General features: G+C 64.9%; 22 protein-coding genes. 11 read left to right on the plus strand and 11 right to left on the minus strand.

Annotated features, from left to right (window positions below):
- Window positions 1-56: 56 nt before the first annotated feature.
- Window positions 57-1,166 (minus strand): DUF2336 domain-containing protein, encoded by a 1,110-nt coding sequence (locus LRP30_RS00815; RefSeq protein ID WP_249759048.1) that lies wholly within the window; start codon window positions 1,164-1,166, stop codon window positions 57-59.
- 116 nt (window positions 1,167-1,282) lie between these two features.
- Window positions 1,283-1,984, minus strand: a complete 702-nt coding sequence (locus LRP30_RS00820) for an RNA pseudouridine synthase (RefSeq protein WP_164939826.1) — start codon at window positions 1,982-1,984, stop codon at window positions 1,283-1,285.
- Window positions 1,985-2,031: 47 nt separating this feature from the next.
- On the opposite strand from LRP30_RS00820, the gene ftsY reads away from it, so the two are divergent.
- The 3 genes from ftsY (at window position 2,032) to LRP30_RS00835 (ending at window position 4,878) form a co-directional block, all read left to right on the plus strand.
- Window positions 2,032-2,976, plus strand: a complete 945-nt coding sequence (gene ftsY / locus LRP30_RS00825; protein ID WP_128930637.1) for a signal recognition particle-docking protein FtsY — start codon at window positions 2,032-2,034, stop codon at window positions 2,974-2,976.
- Window positions 2,977-2,978: 2 nt separating this feature from the next.
- On the plus strand, window positions 2,979-3,581 hold the full coding sequence (locus LRP30_RS00830) for a septation protein A (protein ID WP_128930638.1): 603 nt from the start codon (window positions 2,979-2,981) through the stop codon (window positions 3,579-3,581).
- A gap of 127 nt (window positions 3,582-3,708) precedes the next feature.
- Window positions 3,709-4,878 (plus strand): IS481 family transposase, encoded by a 1,170-nt coding sequence (locus LRP30_RS00835; RefSeq protein WP_128936665.1) that lies wholly within the window; start codon window positions 3,709-3,711, stop codon window positions 4,876-4,878.
- A gap of 140 nt (window positions 4,879-5,018) precedes the next feature.
- On the opposite strand, the gene LRP30_RS00840 is transcribed toward LRP30_RS00835, so the two are convergent.
- The 5 genes from LRP30_RS00840 to ccmA form a co-directional block, all read right to left on the minus strand.
- The gene (locus LRP30_RS00840; protein ID WP_128930639.1) at window positions 5,019-5,612 is read right to left on the minus strand and encodes a DsbE family thiol:disulfide interchange protein; all 594 of its coding nucleotides are present in this window, start codon (window positions 5,610-5,612) and stop codon (window positions 5,019-5,021) included.
- On the minus strand, window positions 5,609-5,794 hold the full coding sequence (gene ccmD / locus LRP30_RS00845) for a heme exporter protein CcmD (RefSeq protein WP_128947762.1): 186 nt from the start codon (window positions 5,792-5,794) through the stop codon (window positions 5,609-5,611). The genes LRP30_RS00840 and ccmD overlap by 4 nt, the downstream gene beginning before the upstream one ends.
- Window positions 5,791-6,582 carry a heme ABC transporter permease gene (locus LRP30_RS00850; protein ID WP_128930641.1) on the minus strand — a complete coding sequence of 264 codons (792 nt, stop codon included), beginning with the start codon at window positions 6,580-6,582 and terminating at the stop codon, window positions 5,791-5,793. The genes ccmD and LRP30_RS00850 overlap by 4 nt, the downstream gene beginning before the upstream one ends.
- A gap of 106 nt (window positions 6,583-6,688) precedes the next feature.
- Window positions 6,689-7,357 carry a heme exporter protein CcmB gene (gene ccmB / locus LRP30_RS00855; RefSeq protein WP_028150494.1) on the minus strand — a complete coding sequence of 223 codons (669 nt, stop codon included), beginning with the start codon at window positions 7,355-7,357 and terminating at the stop codon, window positions 6,689-6,691.
- A 259-nt stretch (window positions 7,358-7,616) separates the two neighbouring features.
- Window positions 7,617-8,219, minus strand: a complete 603-nt coding sequence (gene ccmA / locus LRP30_RS00860; RefSeq protein WP_249759049.1) for a heme ABC exporter ATP-binding protein CcmA — start codon at window positions 8,217-8,219, stop codon at window positions 7,617-7,619.
- A gap of 240 nt (window positions 8,220-8,459) precedes the next feature.
- On the opposite strand from ccmA, the gene acnA reads away from it, so the two are divergent.
- The 3 genes from acnA to LRP30_RS00875 all read left to right on the plus strand — a co-directional run bounded on the left by acnA (window position 8,460) and on the right by LRP30_RS00875 (window position 13,119).
- A complete protein-coding gene (gene acnA, locus LRP30_RS00865) occupies window positions 8,460-11,180 on the plus strand; it encodes an aconitate hydratase AcnA (RefSeq protein ID WP_128942438.1) in 2,721 nt (906 codons plus the stop codon).
- A gap of 221 nt (window positions 11,181-11,401) precedes the next feature.
- Complete coding sequence (locus LRP30_RS00870; protein WP_128930645.1) at window positions 11,402-12,178, plus strand: DUF1223 domain-containing protein; 777 nt, start codon at window positions 11,402-11,404, stop codon at window positions 12,176-12,178.
- A gap of 569 nt (window positions 12,179-12,747) precedes the next feature.
- On the plus strand, window positions 12,748-13,119 hold the full coding sequence (locus LRP30_RS00875) for a DUF2794 domain-containing protein (RefSeq protein ID WP_128930646.1): 372 nt from the start codon (window positions 12,748-12,750) through the stop codon (window positions 13,117-13,119).
- Window positions 13,120-13,242: 123 nt separating this feature from the next.
- Here the strand turns inward: LRP30_RS00875 and LRP30_RS00880 are convergent, their stop codons facing one another.
- From LRP30_RS00880 to LRP30_RS00895, 4 genes are all read right to left on the minus strand, one after another.
- A complete protein-coding gene (locus LRP30_RS00880) occupies window positions 13,243-13,773 on the minus strand; it encodes a GNAT family N-acetyltransferase (RefSeq protein WP_128930647.1) in 531 nt (176 codons plus the stop codon).
- 221 nt (window positions 13,774-13,994) lie between these two features.
- Window positions 13,995-14,786, minus strand: a complete 792-nt coding sequence (locus LRP30_RS00885; protein ID WP_128930648.1) for a Bax inhibitor-1/YccA family protein — start codon at window positions 14,784-14,786, stop codon at window positions 13,995-13,997.
- A 270-nt stretch (window positions 14,787-15,056) separates the two neighbouring features.
- Window positions 15,057-17,627, minus strand: coding sequence for an FtsX-like permease family protein (locus LRP30_RS00890; RefSeq protein ID WP_249759050.1), 2,571 nt, complete (start codon window positions 17,625-17,627; stop codon window positions 15,057-15,059).
- Window positions 17,624-18,346 carry an ABC transporter ATP-binding protein gene (locus tag LRP30_RS00895; protein WP_128930650.1) on the minus strand — a complete coding sequence of 241 codons (723 nt, stop codon included), beginning with the start codon at window positions 18,344-18,346 and terminating at the stop codon, window positions 17,624-17,626. Before LRP30_RS00895 ends, LRP30_RS00890 begins: the two co-directional genes overlap by 4 nt.
- Before the next feature lie 55 nt (window positions 18,347-18,401).
- Between LRP30_RS00895 and LRP30_RS00900 the strand changes: the two genes are divergently transcribed.
- From LRP30_RS00900 to sucC, 5 genes are all read left to right on the plus strand, one after another.
- The gene (locus tag LRP30_RS00900; protein ID WP_164940906.1) at window positions 18,402-19,037 is read left to right on the plus strand and encodes an arylesterase; all 636 of its coding nucleotides are present in this window, start codon (window positions 18,402-18,404) and stop codon (window positions 19,035-19,037) included.
- A gap of 175 nt (window positions 19,038-19,212) precedes the next feature.
- On the plus strand, window positions 19,213-19,749 hold the full coding sequence (gene thpR, locus LRP30_RS00905) for an RNA 2',3'-cyclic phosphodiesterase (RefSeq protein ID WP_091893084.1): 537 nt from the start codon (window positions 19,213-19,215) through the stop codon (window positions 19,747-19,749).
- Window positions 19,750-19,921: 172 nt separating this feature from the next.
- Window positions 19,922-21,106 carry a cell division protein ZapE gene (gene zapE / locus LRP30_RS00910; RefSeq protein WP_249759051.1) on the plus strand — a complete coding sequence of 395 codons (1,185 nt, stop codon included), beginning with the start codon at window positions 19,922-19,924 and terminating at the stop codon, window positions 21,104-21,106.
- A gap of 250 nt (window positions 21,107-21,356) precedes the next feature.
- Entirely contained in the window at window positions 21,357-22,325 is a 969-nt protein-coding gene (gene mdh / locus LRP30_RS00915; protein ID WP_091893088.1) for a malate dehydrogenase, read from the plus strand.
- 219 nt (window positions 22,326-22,544) lie between these two features.
- Window positions 22,545-23,741 carry an ADP-forming succinate--CoA ligase subunit beta gene (gene sucC / locus LRP30_RS00920; protein ID WP_091893090.1) on the plus strand — a complete coding sequence of 399 codons (1,197 nt, stop codon included), beginning with the start codon at window positions 22,545-22,547 and terminating at the stop codon, window positions 23,739-23,741.
- The last annotated feature ends 4 nt before the right edge of the window (window positions 23,742-23,745 follow it).

Raw genomic sequence — 23,745 nt, forward strand, 5'->3', positions numbered from 1 at the left:
CCCCACCCGCCTCGCTTCGCGCGGCACCCTCTCCCGCAAGGGGAGAGGGGAAGAGTCTACAACGCCCGCACCTGCCAGAACCGCAGCGTGCGCCGCGCGTTCTCCGGCGTCATTCTCGCAAAATGGCCCTGCGCCCGCGCGAGATCTGCTGGCTTCATCGCGCCCGTCGCGTAACGGCTTTCGAGCACGGCGGCGGTGGTGTCCCAGCCGAGTTGCGCGGCCTTGCACGGCACCAGCAGCCCGTCGTCGCGCAGGCTCTGCATCAGCGGGCGAATCACCTCGACGGTTGATTCAGACAGCGCTGCAAGCGCCGCCACGGTCTCCTCGTAGCGCCGCTGTGTGGCGAAGCCAAGCAGCGTCGCTTCGTTGAGCCGGCCGTGCGCTTTCAGATTTGCGATGGCCCGCTTGGCGCCTTCGAAATCGCGAACGCCAGACATCTCGCGCTCGACGCCGACGGTGACGGCGGCAATCGCGCTCTGGATTTCCTCGAACAGATGCGGTGGCGCGCGTGACAACAGGCGGGTGCGCACGGCGTCGCTCGCCGAACGCAGCAATCGGCGGCGCAGCTCCGACGGCAAATCGACGCGGACGCCGACGCTGATTGCGAGCTCCGGATCGCTTTCGGCCTGTCCGACGATGATGGCAAATCCGCTGCCGGAGACGCGGGCGCCGGGATTGGCCGCGAGCCGCCGGCTGACGCTGGGATAGCGCCGTGCCAGCAGCGCGTCGGTGACGATCTCCTTCAGCCACCAGCGGCCGGCGACCGCGAGCAGATGCGGCTCGCCCTTGCTGGAGGCGATCTTCATCAGCTCGGCATCATCGAGGCGGGCGGATTCCTGGAGCACGGGTCCGGCGATACGGATCTCGTCATTGTTGGCGAGGCGGCGGATCACGGATGGCGGCGCCTGCGCGATCGGCGCGAGCTGCGCGCTGATCTCGGCGAGCGCAACGCGGGCGCCGATGTCGGCGATGGCGCGCAGCTCGATGGTGCCGATCAGGCGCTCGAGCACGTCGTCGAACAGCGCGATCTGCTCGTCGTCAAAACTGCCGGCAGAAGCCAGGAACAGGTCGGTGACGCGCCGGGCCGTCTCCAGCCCCTTTTCCGGCGAGCCCATCCGTATCGCGGATTCGACCTCGTCGACGATCGATAGCTCGGCCTTGGACATCACGCGCTGCTCGTCCTGAGCGGTTACGAAAAGCTTGTTCTAAGCAACCGCTATCATTAGAGCCGAGCGCTGAACGTTTCGTAAACCATGGTCCAGGACCGGGCAAAGACGGGCGTTTACTCCCCGTTCCATCCGCAGGCGCGGAGGCGCTCATGCATGTGGGGCGGAGCCGGCGCCACGACGCGGATCGGCTCTTTGTTCCGGGAGATCGGCACCACGATCTCGCGGGAATGCAGGTGCAGGCGCGGCTCGCCGAAGCGCGGGCCGGTGCCGTAAATGTTATCGCCGACGATAGGCCAGCCGGTCGCGGCCGAATGCACCCGCAATTGATGGGTCCGTCCGGTCACCGGTTCCATGGCGAGCCAGGCGAGGCCCGCGCCGCGGCCCATGACCTTCCAATTCGTGATTGCCTTCTGCCCTTCCGGATCCGGCTTCTGCCACCAGCCGCGCTCGGCATTGAGGCGGCCGAGTGGCATGTCGATGCTGCCTTCGTCCTCGGCAGGACCGCCCTCGACCACGGTCCAGTAGGTTTTGCCGATCTTGCCGTGCTTGAACAGCAGGCCAAGCGAGGCTGTCGCCTTGCGGTGGCGGCCAAGCACGAGGCAACCGGAGGTATCCTTATCGAGCCGGTGAGCCAACACCGGCGGTCGCGGCAGGCCGAAGCGGAGCGCGTCGAAGGAGGCTTCGAGGTTCGCCCCGCCCTTGGGGCCGCGATGCACCGGCAGGCCGGCCGGCTTGTCGATAACCAGCATCAAGCCGTCGCGATGGAGCACGCGGCCTAAGATTTCATCGGCGGTCAATTCGGGAACATCGAGCAATTGCAAGACTTTCGTTTAATCGTCGGAACGGCTAACACACCCCCGCCATGAACGATACCTCCGAGACCCCCAAGCTGAGCTGGTGGCGCCGCCTCTCCAACGGGCTGAAGCGCACGTCGTCCTCGCTCGGGACTGCGGTCGCCGACCTCGTCACCAAGCGCAAGCTCGACCGCGCCATGCTCGACGACATCGAGGACGTGCTGCTGCGCGCCGATCTCGGCACGCAAGTCGCGGTACGGATCGCGGACGCCGTCGGCGCGGGGCGCTACGACAAAGCGATCTCGGCGGACGAGGTCAAGGACGTAGTCGCGACCGAAGTCGAGAAGGTGCTCGTACCGGTCGCGAAGCCGCTCGAGATCGATGCAGCGAAAAAGCCGTTCGTCATCCTCGTGGTCGGGGTCAACGGCTCCGGCAAGACCACCACCATCGGCAAACTGTCGCAAAAGTTCGCGTCCGAAGGCCGCAAGGTGATGCTCGCCGCCGGCGATACGTTTCGCGCGGCGGCGATCGAGCAGCTCAAGGTCTGGGGTGAGCGCACCAAGACGCCGGTCATCGCCGGCGCGCAAGGATCGGATTCGGCAAGCCTCGCCTTCAACGCACTGACGGCAGCGAAGGAGCAGAGCATCGACGTGCTCCTGATCGACACCGCCGGCCGGCTTCAGAACAAGGCCGAGCTGATGAACGAGCTCGAGAAGGTCGTGCGTGTCATTCGCAAGGTGGACGCCACCGCGCCGCATGCGGTGCTGCTGGTGCTCGATGCCACCGTCGGCCAGAACGCGCTGTCGCAGGTCGAGGCCTTTCATCGCACCGCCGGGGTCACCGGCCTCGTGATGACCAAGCTCGACGGCACCGCGCGCGGCGGCATCCTGGTGGCGCTGGCGGAGAAATTCAAACTGCCGGTGCATTTCATCGGCGTCGGCGAAGGCGTCGACGATCTCGCGCCCTTCACCGCGCGCGATTTCGCCCGCGCCATCGCCGGAATCGAAAGTTGAGAATGGACAAGACCCAGCCGCATCCGCTGTTCAAGCTCGCGACCGAGCTCGGTCCACTGCTCGTGTTCTTCTTCGTCAATGCGAAGTTCAATTTGTTCGCCGCGACCGGCGCCTTCATGGTGGCGATCGTGGCGGCGATGGCCGCCTCCTATGTGGTGACGCGGCACATCCCGATCATGGCGATCGTGACCGGCGTGATCGTGCTGGTGTTCGGCACGCTGACGTTGGTGCTGCACGATGAGACCTTCATCAAGGTCAAGCCGACCATCATCTACGGCCTGTTCGCCGCGATCCTCGGCGGCGGCCTGCTGTTCGGCCGCTCCTTCATCGCCGTGATGTTCGACCAGGTGTTCAATCTGACGCCGCACGGCTGGCGCATCCTCACGCTGCGCTGGGCGCTGTACTTTGCCGGCATCGCGGTGCTGAACGAGATCATCTGGCGCACCCAGAGCACGGACTTCTGGGTGAACTTCAAGGTCTTCGGCGTCCTTCCGCTGACCGCCATCTTCGGCATGATCCAGATGCCGCTGATCAAGCGCTATCACCTCGAGCCGGTGTCGCTGGAGGCGAGCGAGGCCGAGGCGGGAGATGTGAGCAAGGGGTGAGCGCTCGCCACACATTCGGTGTCATCGCCCGGCTTGATGTTCAGCCCGGGGACATGACCGACGGGTGTTCGGGGACATAGCCGACACATCATAGTGCAGGGATTTGGCGGTAAAGGAGGCCAAGTCCATGCCCTGGCGAGAGGTGTCGGTGATGGATCAGCGGCGGGAGTTCGTGCGGCTTGCGATGCAGGAGGGAGCGAACCGGCGGGAGCTCTGCCGGCGGTTCAATATCCATCCCGACACGGGCTACAAGTGGCTTGCACGATGGCAAGCGGATCAGAATGTCAACGACCGCTCGCGCCGACCGCATGCGAGCCCGGGACAGACCGATTGCGAGCTCGAGGCACGTATTCTCGCGGTGCGCGATGCCCATCCGGCATGGGGAGCTCGCAAGATAGCTCACTGCCTGGAGCGCAATGGTTTGCGTTCGCCAGCAGTCTCAACAGTTCATCAGATCTTGCGTCGGTCTGGCCGCATCAAGCCTCCGATCGGCGGCCCGATGGCAAGCCAGCGTTTCGAGATGCCGGCCCCCAATCTGTTGTGGCAGATGGACTTCAAAGGCTGGGTTCGGCTCGGCAATGATACCCAGTGCCATCCTCTGACGGTGGTGGATGACCACTCCCGCTATGATCTGTGTCTGCAGGCCTGTGCCGATCAACGCACAGATACCGTGCGCAGCCGCCTGGAGAAGACCTTTCGCCACTACGGGCTCCCGGAGGCCTTCTTCGTCGACAATGGTTCGCCCTGGGGTGATCCTTCCGGCGAGCGATGGACACGGTTCTCGGTGTGGCTGCTCAAGCTTGGCGTCGCCGTCATCCGCAGCCGCCCATATCACCCGCAAAGCCGCGGCAAGAATGAACGATTCCACCGCACCCTCGCGGCTGAGGTGTTCGCACTGCGACAGTTCCGCGATCTCGCAGAGACGCAGCGTGCCTTCGACGCCTGGCGGGAAGTCTACAACTTCGAACGGCCACACGAGGCGCTCGGACAACAGGTCCCGGCCAGTCGATATCGGCCCAGCCAGCGACCAATGCCCGATCGATTGCCACAGGTCGAATACGACAGCCATGAGATCGTGCGCCGCGTCTCCACGACCAAGGCCTATGTCAGCTTCAAGGGACGTCTGTGGAAAGTGCCACAGGCCTTCCGTGGCGAGCGCCTCGCCATCCGCCCCTCGGCAAACGATGCGCAATACGGGATCTTCTTTGCCGCCCACCAAATCGCTATCATCGACTTGGCGAGCGGAGAAAGTGTCGGCTATGTCCCCGAACACCCGTCGGTCATGTCCCCGGGCTGAACACTTGACCGGGCGATCCAGTACTCCGAGCCGTCTGTGGCTGAATCGATAAGCCGCGGCGTACTGGATGCCCCGGTCAAGCCGGGGCATGACAGCTGTATGTGGGGCGCCGGGTCTTTGATTAGCAATGACGGGCTTGGCTAAGATCCCGCTTTCAGCGCCTTCTCCAGCTCCGGCATCAGCACCGTCTTGAGGTTTTGCGGCGTGACCGGTCCGACCAGCTTATAGACGATGGTACCCTCGCGCCCGACGACGAAGGTCTCGGGCACGCCATAGACGCCCCATTCGATCGAGGCGCGGCCGTTGGCGTCGACGCCGACGCGGCCGAACGGATTGCCGTAGCGTCCGAGGAAGCGCCGGGCGTTATCGGCCGCGTCCTTGTAGTTGATGCCGACGAGCTGGAAGCGCTTGTCCTTGGCGAGCTCGGTCAGGAGCGGCGCCTCGTCATGGCACGGCACGCACCAGGACGCCCAGACGTTGACGAGGCTGACCTTGCCTTTGAACGCGGCGGGATCGAGCCCCGGTACCGGCGCATTGTCAGCCTGCAATCCCTCGAGCGGCGGCAGCAGCGTTTGCGGCGCAGGCCGCCCGATCAGTGCGGACGGAATCCGCGAGGGATCGCCGCTGCCGAGTCGAAACCAGAACAACAGCGCAAGGCCGAGGAAGGCGATCAGCGGCAGCGCCATCAGGAAGGTGCGGCGCTGCGGCGTCGCCGGGCTCGATTGATTGCTCATGATCGATCCGTCGCGCTGCGGCCCGAGCGGCGGGTCACGCCGCTGCGATCGAGCTCGCGCAGGCGCTGCGTCTGGTTGCGATAGTCGAGCACGACCCAGCCGATCAGGATCACGACCACGAGGGCCGCTGCGACATAGGACGTCACGATGAACGACGCGTAAGGGCCGAGCGCCATCATCACGCAGCTCCAGCTTCTTTTGACGCGTTTTCTTCACGCGAACCGGCGCCCACTTCGCTCGAGAACGCGACGCGGCTCGCCTGCATCATTTGCAGGGAACGGACACGGCGGCGCAGGATCTCGTTGCGCATCGCGGCCAAGTGCAGCGTGACGAACAGCAGTGTGAAGGCGATCGCCATCACCAGCAGCGGGATCAGGAACGACTTGTCGAGCGTCGAGCCGCCCATGCGCATCACCGATGCCGGCTGGTGCAGCGTGTTCCACCAGTCGACGGAGAACTTGATGATGGGCAGGTTGATGGCGCCAACCAGCGTCAGCACCGCCGCGGCGCGTGCCGCGCGCGAGGGATCGTCGACCGCGCGCCACAGCGCCATCAGGCCGAGATACATCAGGAACAGGATCAGCACCGAAGTCAGCCGCGCGTCCCACTCCCAGTAAGTGCCCCACATCGGCCGGCCCCACAGCGAGCCCGTGAGCAACGCGAGGAAAGTGAAGGCAGCGCCGATGGGAGCAGCCGCTTTCGCGGCGACGTCGGCGAGCGGATGCCGCCACACCAGCGTGCCCAATGAGGCGATGCTCATCACGCCCCACACGAACATCGAGAGCCAGGCATTGGGCACGTGGATGAACATGATCTTCACCGTCGCGCCCTGCTGATAGTCGTCGGGCGCAAGCGCTGACTGGTACAGACCGATGGTGAGCAGGATGACGGTCGCAGCCGCGAGCCACGGCAGCAGGCGCGCTGTCAGCGCGAGGAACCGCGTGGGATTGGCGAGGTCGATCAGCGTCATGGTATTCTGATAATCATCCGGGAGCGCTCAGGCAATCAGCACGAAAGCACGTCGCGAAAGTTGATGCGGGTCAAGGTCAGGCGGGCCCATCTCAATCGAGCCCATCTCAGTCGAGTCCATGCCGCAGGCTCGCCGCCGCCGCGAACGGGCCGATCACGAGGCTGACCAGCGACAGCGCGCAGAGGATCGAGAACGGTGCACCGAACGTCATCGGACCGACGATCACGGCCTGCGAGGCCGCAACCCCGAAAATCAGCACCGGAATCGACAGCGGCAGCACCAGCACGGCCATCAGCAGTCCGCCGCGATGCAGGGTCACCGCCAGTGCCGCGCCGATCATGCCGGTGAAGGTGAGCGCGGGGGTTCCTGCCAGCAACGTCAGCGCCACCGCGCCGGTTGCGACCATGTCGAGGTTGAGCAAGAGGCCGAGCACCGGGGTTGCGACAATCAGCGGCAGGCCGGCCGCCAGCCAATGCGCCAGCGCCTTGGCGGCGCAGGCGAGTTCCAGCGGCGTCCGGCTCATCGTGATCAGGTCGAGCGAGCCGTCCTCATGGTCGGCCATGAACAGCCGGTCCAGCGTGAGCAGGCTTGCCAGCAGCGCACCGAGCCAGAGAATGGCCGGCCCGAGCCGCGACAGCAGCGCCAGATCCGGCCCCACCGCGAACGGCATCAGCACCACCACGGTCAGGAAGAACAGCACGCCGATCAGCGCCCCGCCGCCGACGCGGAGCGCGATCCGGATGTCCCGGCGGATGAGGGCCGACAAGGCGGTCATTGAGGGCTCCGCTCGGGCCCCAAAGGCGGTGCGCTCCCTCCCCCGCTTGCGGGGGAGGGCTGAGGAGAGGGTGTCTCGACAACGAAGATTCGCCCAGAGGAGAGAACCCTCACCCGGCGCTTCGCGCCGGCCTCTCCCGCAAGCGGGAGAAGCGTGGGAGCTCCCGGCGACGCTTGCTTCCCGGGTGCGAGATGGGGGAGCGGGGAAGGAACGGAGAGAGCGGAGTTTGGGCGCTCGGAAAGCTGAGGGTCGAGCCGCATCACCCCACACCCCCGATCCGCAGCTCTCGCGCGTTGATCCCCAGCGGGGCGTGGGTGGCGGCGATGATCAGGCCGCCGCTTGCCAAGTGCTGTCGCATCAATCCGGCAAACATGTCCTGGCCGGCCACGTCCAGCGCCGTGGTCGGCTCGTCCAGCAGCCAGACCGGGCGGCGCACGGCCAGCAGCCGGGCCAGTGACAGCCGGCGGCGCTGGCCGGCGGAGAGGAAGGCGGCGGGCAGGTGGGTGGCGTGGTCGAGGCCGACTTTGGTGAGGCTCTCGGCGGCATCGCAGCGCTCGCCGCCGAGGAAATCAGCCCAAAACGCCAGATTTTCTGCCACGCTCAGCGCCGGCTTCAGGGCATCGCGATGGCCGAGATAGTGGCATTGCTCCGGCAGCGTCAGCTCGCCGTCGCCCCCATCCAGCGCGATCGTCCCGCCGGCCGGAATGAGCAGGCCGGCGATCAGCCGCAGCAGCGAGGTCTTGCCCGATCCGTTGCGACCCATCACCGCCAGGGCTTCGCCGGAGGCGGCCGCGAAATCGAGGCCGGCGAACACCTCGCGGCCACCCCGCACGCATCTGAGTCCGTGACCTGAAAGCCGCATCTCGCCTCGTTTCAACCCGCTCAAAGCCAGGCCTCAGGAAAACTTGGGGTAGCGCATGGGAATTTTTGGCTCGCGGATTGGCGCGGCACGATTGTGGCTGTGGCGGCGCGGTTAGAAAGCTTCTATAAGCCCGGAACTACTTGATGCAGCAACTCAACCTGCCCCTGCAAGCGGCCAAGCCTGATACGCTGACGGTGTTAAAATACCCTGCCGGGTATAACTAACAATTGGGATTCCTACATGACCTCGCTCGACAGCTTTAAATGCAAAAAGACCCTCAAGGTCGGCGCCAAGACCTATGTCTATTACAGCCTGCCCACGGCCGAGAAGAATGGTCTGAAGGGAATTTCGAAACTTCCCTATTCGATGAAGGTCCTGCTCGAGAACCTGCTGCGCAACGAGGACGGCCGCTCGGTCAAGAAGGAAGACATCGTCGCGGTGTCGAAGTGGCTGCGCAAGAAGTCGCTGGAGCATGAGATCGCGTTCCGCCCGGCGCGCGTCCTGATGCAGGATTTCACCGGCGTGCCCGCGGTGGTCGACCTCGCCGCGATGCGCAACGCGATGCAGAAGCTCGGCGGCGATGCTGAGAAGATCAATCCGCTGGTCCCGGTCGACCTCGTCATCGACCACTCCGTGATCGTGAACTTCTTCGGCGACAACAAGGCCTTCGGCAAGAACGTCACCGAGGAATACAAGCAGAACCAGGAGCGCTACGAGTTCCTGAAGTGGGGCCAGAAGGCGTTCTCGAACTTCTCGGTCGTGCCGCCCGGCACCGGCATCTGCCACCAGGTCAATCTCGAATATCTGGCCCAGACGGTCTGGACCAAGAAGGAGAAGATGACGGTCGGCAAGAAGACCGGCACCTTCGAGGTCGCTTATCCCGACTCGCTGGTCGGCACCGATTCCCACACCACCATGGTCAATGGTCTCGCCGTGCTCGGCTGGGGTGTCGGCGGCATCGAGGCGGAAGCCTGCATGCTCGGCCAGCCGCTGTCGATGCTGTTGCCGAACGTGGTCGGCTTCAAGCTGAAGGGCGCGATGAAGGAAGGCGTCACCGCGACCGACCTCGTGCTGACCGTGACGCAGATGCTGCGCAAGCTTGGCGTCGTCGGCAAGTTCGTCGAGTTCTTCGGCCCGGGCCTCGACCATCTCTCCGTCGCCGACAAGGCGACCATCGCCAACATGGCGCCCGAATATGGCGCGACCTGCGGCTTCTTCCCGGTCGACGCCGCCGCGCTCGACTACCTCAAGACCTCCGGTCGCGCCTCGGCGCGCGTTGCGCTGGTTCAGGCCTATGCCAAGGCGCAGGGCCTGTTCCGCACCGCCAAGTCGGCCGATCCGGTGTTCACGGAAACGCTGACGCTCGACCTCGCCGACGTCGTTCCCTCGATGGCCGGTCCGAAGCGTCCCGAAGGCCGTATCGCGCTCCCGTCGGTGGCCGAGGGCTTCTCGCTCGCGCTCAGCAGCGAGTACAAGAAGGCCGAGGAGCCGGAGAAGCGCTTTGCCGTCGAAGGCAAGGACTTCGAGATCGGTCACGGCGACGTCGTGATCGCGGCGATCACCTCCTGCACCAACACCTCGAATCCGAGCGTGCTGATCGGCGCCGGCCTGCTTGCGCGCAACGCGGCTGCGAAGGGCCTCAAGGCCAAACCGTGGGTGAAGACCTCGCTTGCCCCGGGTAGCCAAGTGGTCGCGGGCTATCTCGCCGATTCCGGTCTGCAGAAAGATCTCGACAAGGTCGGCTTCAACCTGGTCGGCTTCGGCTGCACCACCTGCATCGGCAATTCCGGTCCGCTGCCGGAAGAGATATCGAAATCGATCAACGACAACGGCATCGTTGCCGCTGCCGTGCTCTCAGGTAACCGCAATTTCGAAGGCCGCGTCTCGCCGGACGTGCAGGCGAACTATCTGGCCTCGCCGCCGCTGGTCGTCGCGCACGCGCTCGCGGGCAGCGTGACCAAGAATCTCGCCACGGAGCCGCTCGGCGAAGGCAAGGACGGCAAGCCGGTGTACCTGAAGGACATCTGGCCGACGACGAAGGAGATCAACGCCTTCATGAAGAAGTTCGTGACCGCGTCGATCTTCAAGAAGAAGTATGCCGACGTGTTCAAGGGCGACACCAACTGGCGCAAGATCAAGACGGTCGAGAGCGAGACCTATCGCTGGAACATGTCTTCGACCTATGTGCAGAACCCGCCCTATTTCGACGGCATGAAGAAGGAGCCGGAGCCGGTCACCGACATCGTCGAGGCGCGCATCCTCGCCATGTTCGGCGACAAGATCACCACCGACCACATCTCGCCGGCCGGCTCGATCAAGCTCACCTCGCCCGCTGGCAAATATCTCAGCGAGCACCAGGTGCGCCCCGCGGACTTCAATCAGTACGGCACGCGCCGCGGCAACCACGAAGTGATGATGCGTGGCACCTTCGCCAACATCCGCATCAAGAACTTCATGCTGAAGGGCGCCGACGGCAACATTCCGGAAGGCGGTCTGACCAAGCACTGGCCGGACGGCGAGCAGATGTCGATCTACGACGCCGCGATGAAGTACCAGGAAGAGAAGGTGCCGCTGGTGGTGTTCGCCGGCGCTGAATACGGCAACGGCTCCTCGCGCGACTGGGCCGCGAAGGGCACGCGCCTGCTCGGCGTTCGCGCCGTGATCTGCCAGAGCTTCGAGCGCATCCACCGTTCGAACCTGGTCGGCATGGGCGTGCTGCCGCTGACCTTCGAGGACGGCACTTCCTGGCAGTCGCTGGGTCTGAAGGGTGACGAGAAGGTCACGTTGCGCGGCCTCGTCGGCGACCTCAAGCCGCGCCAGAAGCTGACCGCGGAGATCGTCTCCGGCGACGGTTCGTTGCAGCGCGTTTCGCTGCTTTGCCGCATCGATACGCTGGACGAGCTCGATTACTACCGCAATGGCGGCATCCTCCATTACGTCCTGCGCAAGCTCGCGGCGTAAGCGCGGATTTGTGAACGATGGCTCACTGCGAAGTGAGTAGAAGCCAGAACGAAGGCGGCCTATCAAAAGGCCGCCTTCGCGCGTTTTGCGGCACGTTTCGGATGGGCCCGGCCGGTGGAAAACCTCCTCCTGGACGGAAGAATGTGCTGCGCCCCGTAAGATTACGGTGACCATCAGGCGATAAGATTCCCTCTCACGAGCAATGGTGTGCGGCGTTCGACATGACAACAATGACGGCTTCTCATCCGATTTCACGTTGGTCCAGTGCCCTCTGGTCGGGTGCTCTCGGCATCTGTGCGATCGTCGCCGTCATCCGCCCTGCCGAGGCTGATCCCCGCGCCGTTGTCGAATTGTTTACCTCGCAGGGCTGCTCGTCCTGCCCGCCCGCCGATAAGATCATCGGCGATCTCTCCAAAGATCCCTCGGTCATCGCGCTGAGCATGCCGATCGACTATTGGGACTATCTCGGCTGGAAGGACACGCTGGCCGATTCGCGGTTCTCTGCGCGGCAGCGTGCTTACTCGCGCATGCGCGGCGACCGCGAGGTCTACACGCCGCAGGTCGTCGTCAATGGGTCGACCCATGTCATCGGCAGCGATCGCACCGGCATCGAGAATGCGATCGGCAAGACCGACAAGGGCATGGGCGTGATGAGCGTGCCGGTGACGATGTCGCTTGCGGGCAAGCAGATCAGCGTCTCCGTCGCCGCGAGCAACGAGCCCACCGTCTCGCACGGCGAGGTCTGGATCTGCTCGATCGCCAAGTCGGTGCCGATCACGATCACCCGCGGCGAAAATCGCGGACAGCAGATCACCTACCACAACGTGGTGCGCAACCTGCTCAAGGTCGGCGATTGGACCGGCCGTCCGGAAAGCTGGACGGTGCCGATCGAGAACCTCACGCGCGACGGCGTCGACGGTGCGGTGGTTTATGTTCAGGATGGCAACCGAGAGAAGCCGGGTGCGATGCTGGGCGCGGCCTACACGTCGCTGCACTGATTTCACTGACTCACCAGCGTCGCGCTCGCTCTAACTCCTCATGGTGAGGAGCGCGCCCTTGCGCGCGTCACGAACCAAGCAGGCCCGGCGGATGCAGCTCGGCCTTATCCTTCGAGACGCCGCGCGAGCGCGGCCCTCAGGATGAGGGGAGGGAGCCGGTGCATGAGGAGAGCGAAGGCTCGGCGAGCCGGAAACACCCACACAAACAAAAAAGGACCAACTTGCGTTGGCCCTCCTTGTCGCGCGTACAGACCCGATCCTGTCGACCCCGGGGGGCTGGGGGCTGAGGAATCCGGAACCGAAGGACCGGGCCAACGCACGTGAGCCTTTTCGCAGTGCAGGGCGGCAGTCGCTAGGCGGAAAAGCGGCGACACTATGATTCCTGCTAACGATCCCGTGACGGTTTGCCGCGACAAAGTTCCACCATTGCGTGTGTCCCGATTCGATGAGTCGAACGGGAAGGCCCCTTGCAGTAGGGACAGGTTGGCGCAATCATGCAACTGTCATGATGCCAGAGGTTCCGGTTGTCGCGGACGCGGGTCATGCCGTGCGATGAGGAGGCGCTTCCCATGAATCTGATGTCGGAGGATGCCGAGCCGAGCGAGCAGCGCGCGGCGGCGCGCCCCGCCGCTGCGACGACGCAGCCGAATCGGGTGACCTTCAACCGCCTCGAGCTGCACCGGATTCTCAATCTCTACGGCCGCATGGTCGCCGACGGCGAGTGGCGCGACTACGCTATCGACTTCCTGAAGGACCGCGCCGTGTTCTCGGTCTATCGCCGCGCCTCGGAAGTGCCGATCTATCGGATCGAGAAGGACCCGCGGCTTGCGCGCAAGCAGGGCATGTACAGCGTGATCTCGGCGACCGGCCTGATCCTGCGCCGCGGTCACGAGCTCGAGCGCGTGCTGCTGGTGATCGATCGGAAGCTGGCGGTGGTGTGAAGACCCTCGGTCGTCATTCCGGGGCGCGACGAAGTCGCGAACCCGGAATCCATTCATCCACCGTCCGTGTCGTTCAATGGATTCCGGGTTCGCGCTGCGCGCGCCCCGGAATGACGGGAGCCCCTACTTCCCCGGCACCGTGCTCGCGCCCTCGCCGAGATCCCGCTGCATCATCACCGTATCCAGCCAGCGGCCGAATTTCAGCCCGACATTGGGATGCGTGCCGATCATCTTGAAGCCGCTCTTGGTGTGAACGCCGATCGAGCCGGCATTGGCGGAATCGCCGATCACGGCGATCATCTGGCGGAAGCCACGCGCCTCGCATTCGGTGATCAGCCGCTCCAGCAGCAGGGAGCCGACACCGCGGCGGTGGAAGGAGGGGTCGAGATAGATCGAATTCTCGACCGTGAAGCGATAGGCCGGCCGCGGCCGGTAGGCCCCGGCATAGGCATAGCCGGCCACGCGACGATCGAGGATGGCGACGAAATAGGGATAGCCGCCGTCGATCAGCGCGCGATAGCGGCGCGTCATCTCGGCAAGGTCGGGCGGCTCCAGCTCGAACGTCGCGGTGCCCTCGCGGACGGCCTGCTGATAGATGGCGGTGATGGCGGGAAGGTCGGCCTCGGTGGTGGGCCTGATTTCAGGTGCGGACATGGCGGGAAGGATAGAGGCTTCCCGCGGCCGCTGGAAGAGGCTGCGCTGCTTCTCCGGCGTCATTGCGAGCGTAGCGAAGCAATCCAGAAATGCATCCGCGGAGGCACTCTGGATTGCTTCGTCAAGAGCTCCTCGCAATGACGGTGCCTGTGGGTACAGCCCGGCCCAAACAAAAACCCCGGCCTTACGGCCGGGGTTCATGTCGTTCCCTCGTCCTGGCGTTAGTCGCGCTGGCCGAGGAGCTGCAGCAGCAGCGTGAACAGGTTGATGAAGTTCAGGTACAGCGACAGCGCGCCGGTGATGGCCGCACGCTCTGCGATGTCACCGCCGGCCGAGGCGTAGCCGTAGATGTAGTCGTTCTTCAGCCGCTGGGTATCCCAGGCGGTGAGGCCCGCGAACACCAGCACGCCGACCACCGACACGATGAACTGCAGCATCGAGCTGGCCAGGAACAGGTTCACCAGGCTGGCGATGATGATGCCGATCAGGCCCATGAACAGGAACGAGCCCATTCCGGTCATGTCACGCTTGGTGGTGTAGCCGTAGAGGCTGAGCGCACCGAAGGTCGCCGCGGTGATGAAGAATACCCGCACGATCGAGGTGTGCGTGAACACCAGGAAGATCGACGACAGCGAGATGCCCATCAGCGCCGAGAACACCCAGAACAGGATCTGGGCCGTCGAGGGTGCCAGACGGTTGATGCCCGCCGAGATCACGAACACCATCGCGAGCGGCGCCAGCATGAACAGCCACTTCAGGGGGCTCACGAACATCGCGTAGCCGAATGGCGTCAGGAACAGCTTGCCGACGCGGACGGCTTCCGGCGTCGGGACGTCCGTCACGGCGGCCATGTAGACGCCGAGCGCGGCAAGGCCCGTGATGGCCAGGCCGATGCTCATGTAATTGTAGATGCGCAGCATATAGGCGCGCAGGCCGGCATCGACCGTCGCGGCGTCAACACGCCCGGCGGCCCTGCCGAAAGGAGAAGCGTAGTTACGGTCTAGGTCCGACATGGTCGAATTCCCGTTGGTTGGTCCGGTCCGGCATGAGGGTCGCCACGCCGCCGGTTCGTCAGTTCTATCTCGGATACCGATCCCAGCCGACTAAATTTAGGCTCACAATCGGGGCTCCGAACCCACTCGATATGTGGGAAACTAACACATTCGCTGCAACCGTCCACGCGCGGCTGAATGTCGCCCTCGGCCACAATCCTGACGGGCGGACGTGGTTAATCGCAGGAATCGTGCGATTCCTGCTCCCGCGCGCCCATCCGCTACCTTTTGTCACAAATTCCGCAACACCGTCGCGGGCTTTTTGTTCAACGCAAGCAGCGTGCCGGCGAGCCCGAGCCCCACAGTGACGACGAGCGCGGCCGCGACCACGCTGGCGGCGCTGCCGGCCTGCCAGACGAAACTCAGCGTCATCAGCCGCGTCACGATCATCCAGGCCGCGATACTGCCGGCGATCACGCCGAACACCGCGGTGGCGAGCCCGATCAGGAGGTATTCGAGCGCATAGGCGCCGAGCAGCCGCAGCCGCGTCGCGCCCAGCGTCTTCAGGATCACCGCATCATAGACCCGGTGGCGATGGCCGGCGGCGAGCGCCCCGCCGAGCACCAGGATCGCCGAGATCAGGGTCACGGCACTGGCGCCTCGGATCGCCAGCGCCAGGTTGGTCACCACCGAGCCGACCGTCTCCATCACCTCGCGCACGCGCACGCTCGTCACCATCGGATAGGCGTCGGCCACCTGCTTGATGATCTTGCCGTCGCCCGCAGCGTTGCTGCCGGCTTCGGTCAGCGTTGCGATATGGGTATGCGGCGCGCCCTTGAAGGCGTTCGGCGAGAACACGAGGACGAAATTGATGCCGAGCCGCTGCCAGTCGATGGTGCGCAGATTGCCGATTCTAGCCGGGATGTCACGGCCAAGCACGTTGACCACGATCTCGTCGCCGAGCTTGAGACCGAGTCCGTCGGCGATCTTCTTTTCCATCGAGACCAGCGGCGGGCCGGAATAGTCGGCGCTCCACCATTCGCCCTCGACCACCTTGGACCCCTTCGGCAGCTCGCCGGTATAGGTCAGGCCGCGGTCGCTTTGCAGCACCCATTCGGAATCGGTCGAGGGCTTGAGCTCCTCGGCGCGCAACCCGCGCGCGCCGACGATGCGGCCGCGTAGCATCGGCACATCCTCGACCTTGGCACCGGGGGCAATCTGCCGCAGATAGAGGTCGAACTGCTCGGCCTGCGCGCTCGGGATGTCGATGAAGAAAAACGATGGCGCCTGCTCGGGAAGCGCCGCCAGGAACTGGCGGCGCAGATTGCCGTCGATCTGGGTGATGGTGACGAGCACGGCGAGCCCGAGCCCCAGCGACAGCACGACGGACGGCGTCAGCGCGCCCGGCCGGTGGATGTTGGCGATCGCCAGCCGCAGCATCGGCAGCCGCGTCCGCGGCAGGTGCCGTGCGATGGCCATCAAGAGGGCGGCGATGCCGCGCAGCAGGGCGAACACGACGACGGAGGAGGCCACGAACACCGCGGCGATGCGCTTGTCGAATGAGAGCCCGATCACGACGGCGACGAGCAGGACGATCACGACGCCCATGAACACCAGGTAGCCCAGGCGCGGCCGGTGCCATTCGGAGCTGATGGTGTCGCGGAACAGCGCGGCCACCGGCACGTCGTGGACGCGGCCGAGCGGCCACAGGCCGAAGGCCAATGCGGTGAGGAGGCCATAGACGAAGGACAGCGCGAGCTCGTCGGCATGCACGGCCGTCACCACCGGCAGCGGCAACAGCTTGCCGAACAGGCCGACGATGGCGAAGGGCATCGCGGCGCCGAGCGCAAGGCCGATCACCGAACCGATCGCGGCGAGCAGGATGACCTGCGCGAGATAGATGCCGAACACGTCGCGGCCGGTGGCACCGACGGCCTTGAAGGCCGCGATCACCTCGAGCCGGCGGTCGATATGGCTCTTCACGGCATTGGCGACGCCGACGCCGCCGACCAGCAGTGCGGCGAGGCCGACCAGTGTCAGAAACTGGGTGAAACGGTTGATGTTGCGCTCGAGCTGCGGCGAGGCATTGGAGCGGCTGCGGATCTCCCAGCCGGCCTGCGGCGCCGCGTTGCGCGCGTCAGCGATGAAAGTCTCGGTGGCGCGTTCGCTGTTGGCAGCGTCAGGCAGCTTCACCCGGTAGACCCAGCGCACCAGGCTGCCGGGCTGGATCAGGCCGGTGGCGCGCAGGCCCGCTTGGCTGATCAGGAAGCGCGGCCCGAAGCCGATGCCGCCGGCGAGCTTGTCGGGTTCGGCCTCGACCGTGCTGCGGATCTGGAAGGTCGCCGAGCCGATGGTGACGCGATCACCGGGCTTGAGCAAGAGCCGCGCCAGCAGCGTTGGATCGGCGGCGGCGCCGAATGCGCCGTCACGCTCGGCGAGGAGATCGGACATCGGCAGCGGCGGTGCCAGTGTCAGCTGGCCCAGCATCGGATAGGTGCCATCGACCGCCTTCATCTCGACCAGCGCGAGCTTGCCATCAGTCGAGCGCGCCATGCCGCGCAGGGTCGCGGCGGTCGACACGGTGCCGCGCGAGCGCAGGAACGCGACCTCTTCCGGCTTGGCCTCGCGCTGGAACAGCACGAACGAGACGTCGCCGCCGAGCAGCGTGCGGCCTTCGCGCGCAAGACCGTCGGAGAGGCTCGCCGAGACCGAGCCGACGCCGGCGATCGCCATCACGCCGAGCGCGATGCAGGCGATGAAGACGTAGAAGCCGCGCAGGCCTCCGCGCAATTCGCGCAGCGCGTAGCGCAGTGACAGCGCGACGGCACTTGGCTTCGCGAACGATTCGGCAGCCGTGCTCATGCGGGCGCGGACTGCGTGTCGATGCGCCCGGAGCGCAGGCGGATGACGCGATCGCAGCGATGCGCGAGCGAGGAATCGTGCGTCACCAGCACCAAGGTCATGCCGCGCTCGGCATGCTTGCTGAATAGGAGATCGATGATCTGCTTTCCGGTGGCCTCATCGAGATTGCCGGTCGGCTCGTCGGCGACGAGGATCGCCGGATCGGGTGCCAACGCGCGGGCCAGCGCAACGCGCTGCTGCTCGCCGCCGGAGAGTTGCGTCGGATAGTGATGCAAGCGATCGCCGAGGCCGACCGATTGCAGCTCCTGCGCCGCGCGCCTGGCGGCATCCGGATTGCCGGCGAGCTCGAGCGGCACGGCGACGTTCTCAAGCGCCGTCATGGTCGGGATCAGATGGAAGGACTGGAAGACGATGCCGACCTGGCGGCCGCGGAAGCGGGCCAGCGCGTCCTCGTCGAGGGCATTGAAAGGCGTGCCAGACACCACCACCTCTCCGCTATCAGGACGCTCCAGCCCCGCCATCACCATCAGCAGCGTGGATTTGCCCGAGCCTGACGGGCCGATCAGGCCGATCGTCTCGCTCCGGCCCACGCGCAGGCTGATATCCTTGAGGATGTGAACGCGCGCCGCGCCCGTGCCCAATGAGAGATTGACGTTGGAGATGGCGATGGTGTCCGCCGCGGTGGCGGCGAGCGAAGAGGTTTCGATGCGACTGTCCATGGTCCGGTCATATGGCAACTCCGCTGGCGCGGTCGAGAGGCGTTACGGATTGTTCATGCACATAGCCGTGTTGATGTTCGCTTTGATGACGGCCATCACGCCGGCCTCGGCACAGGGGCAGAAGCCGATCAAGCTCGTCGTTCTCGGCGATTCCCTGAGCGCCGGTCTCGGCCTGCCGGCCCAGGACGCATTCCCCCAAAAACTTCAAAAAGCCTTGCAAGCCAAAGGCATAGCGGTCGACATGGTCAATGCTGGAGTGTCCGGCGACACGTCCTCCGGCGGTCGCGACCGGCTCGACTGGTCGGTGCCTGAAGGAACCGAGGCCGTCATCGTCGAGCTCGGCGCCAACGACGCGCTGCGCGGCATCGATCCCGATTTGACGCGCGCCGCGCTGAGCGACATCATCCAGCGGCTCAAGGCACGCAAGATCGCGGTGCTGCTGTGCGGCATGCTGGCGCCGCCGAATTACGGCGCCGATTACGCCGCGCGCTTCAATTCGATTTATCCGGAGCTGGCGAAGAAATTCGACGTGCCGCTCTATCCGTTCTTCCTCGACGCCGTCGCAGCCGACGCCAAGCTCAACCAGGCCGACGGCATTCATCCGACCGCGGCCGGCGTCGACATCATCGTCGAAAGGATGATGCCCACGGTGGAGGCATTCCTTGGCACGATCGCTGAGCAACGGCGTTGAAAAGCAGGCAGCGCTAACCGTAATTCCCAGGGTTTTACCGGGGTGAGGCGGGCTAAGCTTCGCAGAGTCACACAACTGCGATAGGAATCAGGGTACCGGTGATTCGTCGCCGGCTCTAATTTGGGGATGGTCCTGCTTCCCAGGGGCTGTACCCAAGCATCGGGAGTGCGAAACGATGCCGCGTTTGTTCACTGGTCTGGAAATTCCGGCCGAGATCGGCCAGTCGCTTTCCAACTTGAGGGGTGGCCTTCCCGGCGCCCGCTGGATCGATCCCGAAAATTATCACGTCACCTTGCGCTTCATCGGCGATATCGATGGTGTCTCCGCCAACGAGATCGCCTCGATGCTGTTTCGCGTCGACCGCAAGCCGTTCGAGGTGAAGGTGCAGGGCCTCACGAGTTTTGGCGGCCGCAAACCGCGGGCAGTCGTTGCGACGATCGCGCCGAGCAAGCCGCTGATGGAATTGCAGGCCGAGCTCGAACGCATGATGCAGCGGATCGGTCTCGACCCTGAAGGCCGCAAGTTCATCCCGCACGTCACGCTGGCCCGGCTGCACGACGCATCCGATCGCGACGTCGCCGACTATCTCTCGCTGCGCGGCTACTTCCCGAGCAAGGCGTTCATGGCGGAGCGCTTTGTTCTGTTCTCGTCCCGCGCCTCCACCGGCGGCGGCCCGTATGTCGTCGAGGACGCTTACGAGCTGTGTGCGTAGCTCGCTCTCCTGCCCCGGCCGTAGAGCCGGGGCCTAGCGCTCAGCGATGAACGAAATTTGGCGATGAACGAAACGGTGGGTCCCGGATCAGCGCGTCCGGGACACGAATCCGCATACCCCTTCCACCAATTCACGGCTTGCAATTTCCGCCGGTCTCTGGCGGTAAGGGGCCATGCTCACGACCCCAAGTTCCCCGTTCAGCGAAGCCTATCAGGCCGAGATCGCGTCCGGCGCGATCGAGCCGGATGCCGCGCAGGCCGAAGTCGCCGAGGCCTATGCGGCGCTCGACCTGCGGCTCGCGACTTACAAGCCGCAGCGCAAGCAGGGCCTGCTCAGCCGCCTGTTCAGCAGTGACAAGGACGAGGCGCCGCGCGGGCTCTACATCCATGGCGAGGTCGGTCGCGGCAAGACCATGCTGATGGACCTGTTCTTTCAGTACAGTACCGTCGAGCACAAGCGTCGCGCGCATTTCCACGAGTTCATGGCGGAAGCGCATGAGCGCATCTATGACTATCGCCAGGGCATCGCGCGCGGTGAGATCGCCGACGGCGACGTCATCGCGTTGACCGCGAACGCGATCTTCGAGGAGAGCTGGCTGCTCTGCTTCGACGAATTCCATGTCACCGACATCGCCGACGCGATGATCCTCGGCCGTCTGTTCGCAAAGCTGTTCGAGCTCGGCACCGTCGTGGTCGCGACCTCCAACGTCGCACCCGACGATCTCTACAAGGGCGGCCTGAACCGGTCGCTGTTCCTGCCTTTCATCAAGCAGATCACCGACCACATGGACGTCGCGCGGCTCGATGCGCGCACCGACTTCCGCCTGGAGAAGCTTCAGGGCGTGCCGATGTGGCTGACGCCGGCGGACGTTGATGCGGACGCAGCGCTCGACCGCGCCTGGTCGAAGATGAGCGGCGGCGCCCGATGCAAGCCGCACGACATTTCGATCAAGGGACGCATCCTGCACGTGCCATGCTCGGCCCATGGCGTGGCGCGGTTCTCGTTCGCCGATCTCTGCGAGAAGCCGCTTGGGGCATCGGACTACCTCAGGCTCGCGCACGACTATCACACCATCCTGGTCGACCATATTCCAGTGATGGACTTCTCCCAGCGCAACGCCGCCAAGCGTTTCATCACGCTGATCGACACGCTCTATGACAATGCGGTGAAGCTGATGGCCTCGGCCGATGCCAATCCGATCTCGCTGTACCTCGCCACCGAAGGCAACGAGGCCAACGAGTTCAAGCGGACCGCGTCACGCCTGATCGAGATGAGCTCGGAATCCTATCTGGCGCTGCCTCACGGCCGCAAGGATTCCACCGCCAGCGGCTCGACCAAGGGCCTGGTAGAGACTTAAGTCCTATTTGCCAGCGCTGTCATTCCAGGGTGCGCCACGCGCGAGCCCGGAATCCATCGCATCACCAACTCTGCAGCTCAATGGATTCCAGGCCTGCGCCTGTCGGCGCATCCCGGAATGACGGACCGGGTATGGCTGCTATCGCGCCAAGCCCGACAATTGGGCATCCACCGACTTGAACGGGGGAGGCGAAAGGGATAACCACCCGTCTCAGTTTTCCCCTCCTTACGTGTCTAAAGGACAGGTTCACATGGCGCGCGACAAGATTGCTTTGATTGGCTCCGGCCAGATCGGCGGAACGCTGGCTCACCTCATCGGCCTGAAAGAATTGGGCGACGTCGTGATGTTCGACATCGCCGAGGGCGTGCCGCAGGGCAAGGCGCTCGACATCGCGCAGTCCTCGCCGGTCGACGGCTTTGACGCGCACTACAGCGGCGCGAACTCCTACGAAGCGCTCGACAACGCAAAAGTTTGCATCGTCACCGCCGGCGTGCCGCGCAAGCCCGGCATGAGCCGCGACGACCTCCTCTCCATCAACCTCAAGGTCATGGAGCAGGTCGGTGCCGGCATCAAGAAGTACGCTCCCGACGCTTTCGTCATCTGCATCACCAACCCGCTCGACGCGATGGTGTGGGCGCTGCAGAAGGCCTCGGGCCTGCCGCACAAGAAAGTCGTCGGCATGGCCGGCGTGCTGGATTCGGCGCGCTTCCGCTACTTCCTGGCCGACGAGTTCAACGTCTCGGTCGAGGACGTCACCGCCTTCGTGCTCGGCGGCCATGGCGACACCATGGTGCCGCTGGTGAAGTACTCCACGGTCGCCGGCATCCCGCTGCCCGATCTCGTCAAGATGGGCTGGACCTCGCAGGCGCGTCTCGATGAGATCGTCGACCGCACCCGCAACGGCGGCGCCGAGATCGTCAACCTGCTCAAGACCGGCTCGGCCTTCTACGCGCCGGCGGCGTCCGCGATCGCGATGGCCGAGAGCTATCTGCGGGACAAGAAGCGCGTGCTGCCCTGCGCCGCCTACCTCAACGGCGAGTACAGCGTGAAGGACATGTATGTCGGCGTGCCCGTCGTGATCGGCTCCAAGGGCGTCGAGCGTGTGGTCGAGATCGAGCTCGCCGGCAAGGACCGCGAGGCCTTCGACAAGTCGGTCGGCGCCGTCCAGGGCCTGGTCGATGCCTGCAAGAAGATCGCACCCGATCTTCTCGGTCGCTAAGCGCCAGCAATTCCCGCCGAAGCCCGAAAACCGGTCTTCGGCGGTTTCATTTCCGGAGCCCGGGTGTCCGGGCGGGCTCCGGGCCAGTCAGTGATCTCCCAGTTCAGAGATCTCGAAGTCAAAGAATCCGGGTTGCAGTTCCTGTGGTATATGGTATGCCAGCCACAAGACTGAGGTGGGCCCTTGAGGTCACCGCCCGCGGGTTCAGGGAGCGACCATATGAATATCCATGAGTACCAGGCCAAAGCGCTGCTGAGCGAGTTCGGCGTGCCGATTTCCAAGGGCGTGCCTGTCCTTAAGCCCGCTGACGCGGAAGCCGCCGCCAAGGCGCTGCCGGGCCCGGTCTGGGTGGTGAAGAGCCAGATCCACGCCGGCGGCCGCGGCAAGGGCAAGTTCAAGGAAGCCTCGGCCGGCGACAAGGGCGGCGTCCGCATCGCCAAGTCGGCCGCCGAGGTCTCCGAATTCGCCAAGCAGATGCTGGGCGCCACGCTCGTGACCGTGCAGACCGGTCCCGCTGGCAAGCAGGTCAACCGCCTCTACATCGAGGACGGCTCCGACATCGACAAGGAATTCTACCTCTCGATCCTGGTCGACCGCGAGACCTCGCGCGTCTCCTTCGTCGTCTCGACCGAGGGCGGCGTCAACATCGAGGAGGTCGCGCACAACACGCCTGAGAAGATCGTGACCTTCTCGGTCGATCCCGCAACCGGCGTCATGGGCCATCACGGCCGCACCGTTGCGAAGGCGCTGAACCTGTCAGGCGATCTCGCCAAGCAGGCCGAGAAGCTGACCGCGCAGCTCTACGCCGCCTTCGTCGCCAAGGACATGTCGATGCTGGAGATCAACCCGCTGGTCGTGACCAAGCAGGGCCAGCTCCGCGTGCTCGACGCCAAGGTCTCGTTCGACGACAACGCGCTGTTCCGGCACCCCGAGGTGCTCGCGCTGCGCGACGAGACCGAGGAAGACGCCAAGGAAATCGAGGCGTCGAAATACGATCTCAACTACGTCACGCTCGACGGCAATATCGGCTGCATGGTCAACGGCGCCGGTCTTGCCATGGCGACGATGGACATCATCAAGCTCTACGGCATGTCGCCGGCCAACTTCCTCGACGTCGGCGGCAGCGCCAGCAAGGAAAAGGTCGCTGCCGCCTTCAAGATCATCACCGCGGATCCCAACGTGAAGGGCATCCTGGTCAACATCTTCGGTGGCATCATGAAGTGCGACGTGATCGCCGAGGGCGTCACCGCCGCTGTGCGCGAGGTCGGCCTCAGCGTCCCGCTGGTGGTCCGCCTCGAAGGCACCAATGTCGAGCTCGGCAAGAAGATCATCCGTGAATCCGGCCTGAACGTGGTGCCGGCCGACAATCTCGACGACGCCGCGCAGAAGATCGTGAAGGCCGTCAAGGGAGGCTAAGGCC

Origin of the sequence: Bradyrhizobium sp. C-145, assembly GCF_023375135.1 — a bacterium.
Lineage (GTDB): Bacteria > Pseudomonadota > Alphaproteobacteria > Rhizobiales > Xanthobacteraceae > Bradyrhizobium > Bradyrhizobium zhanjiangense.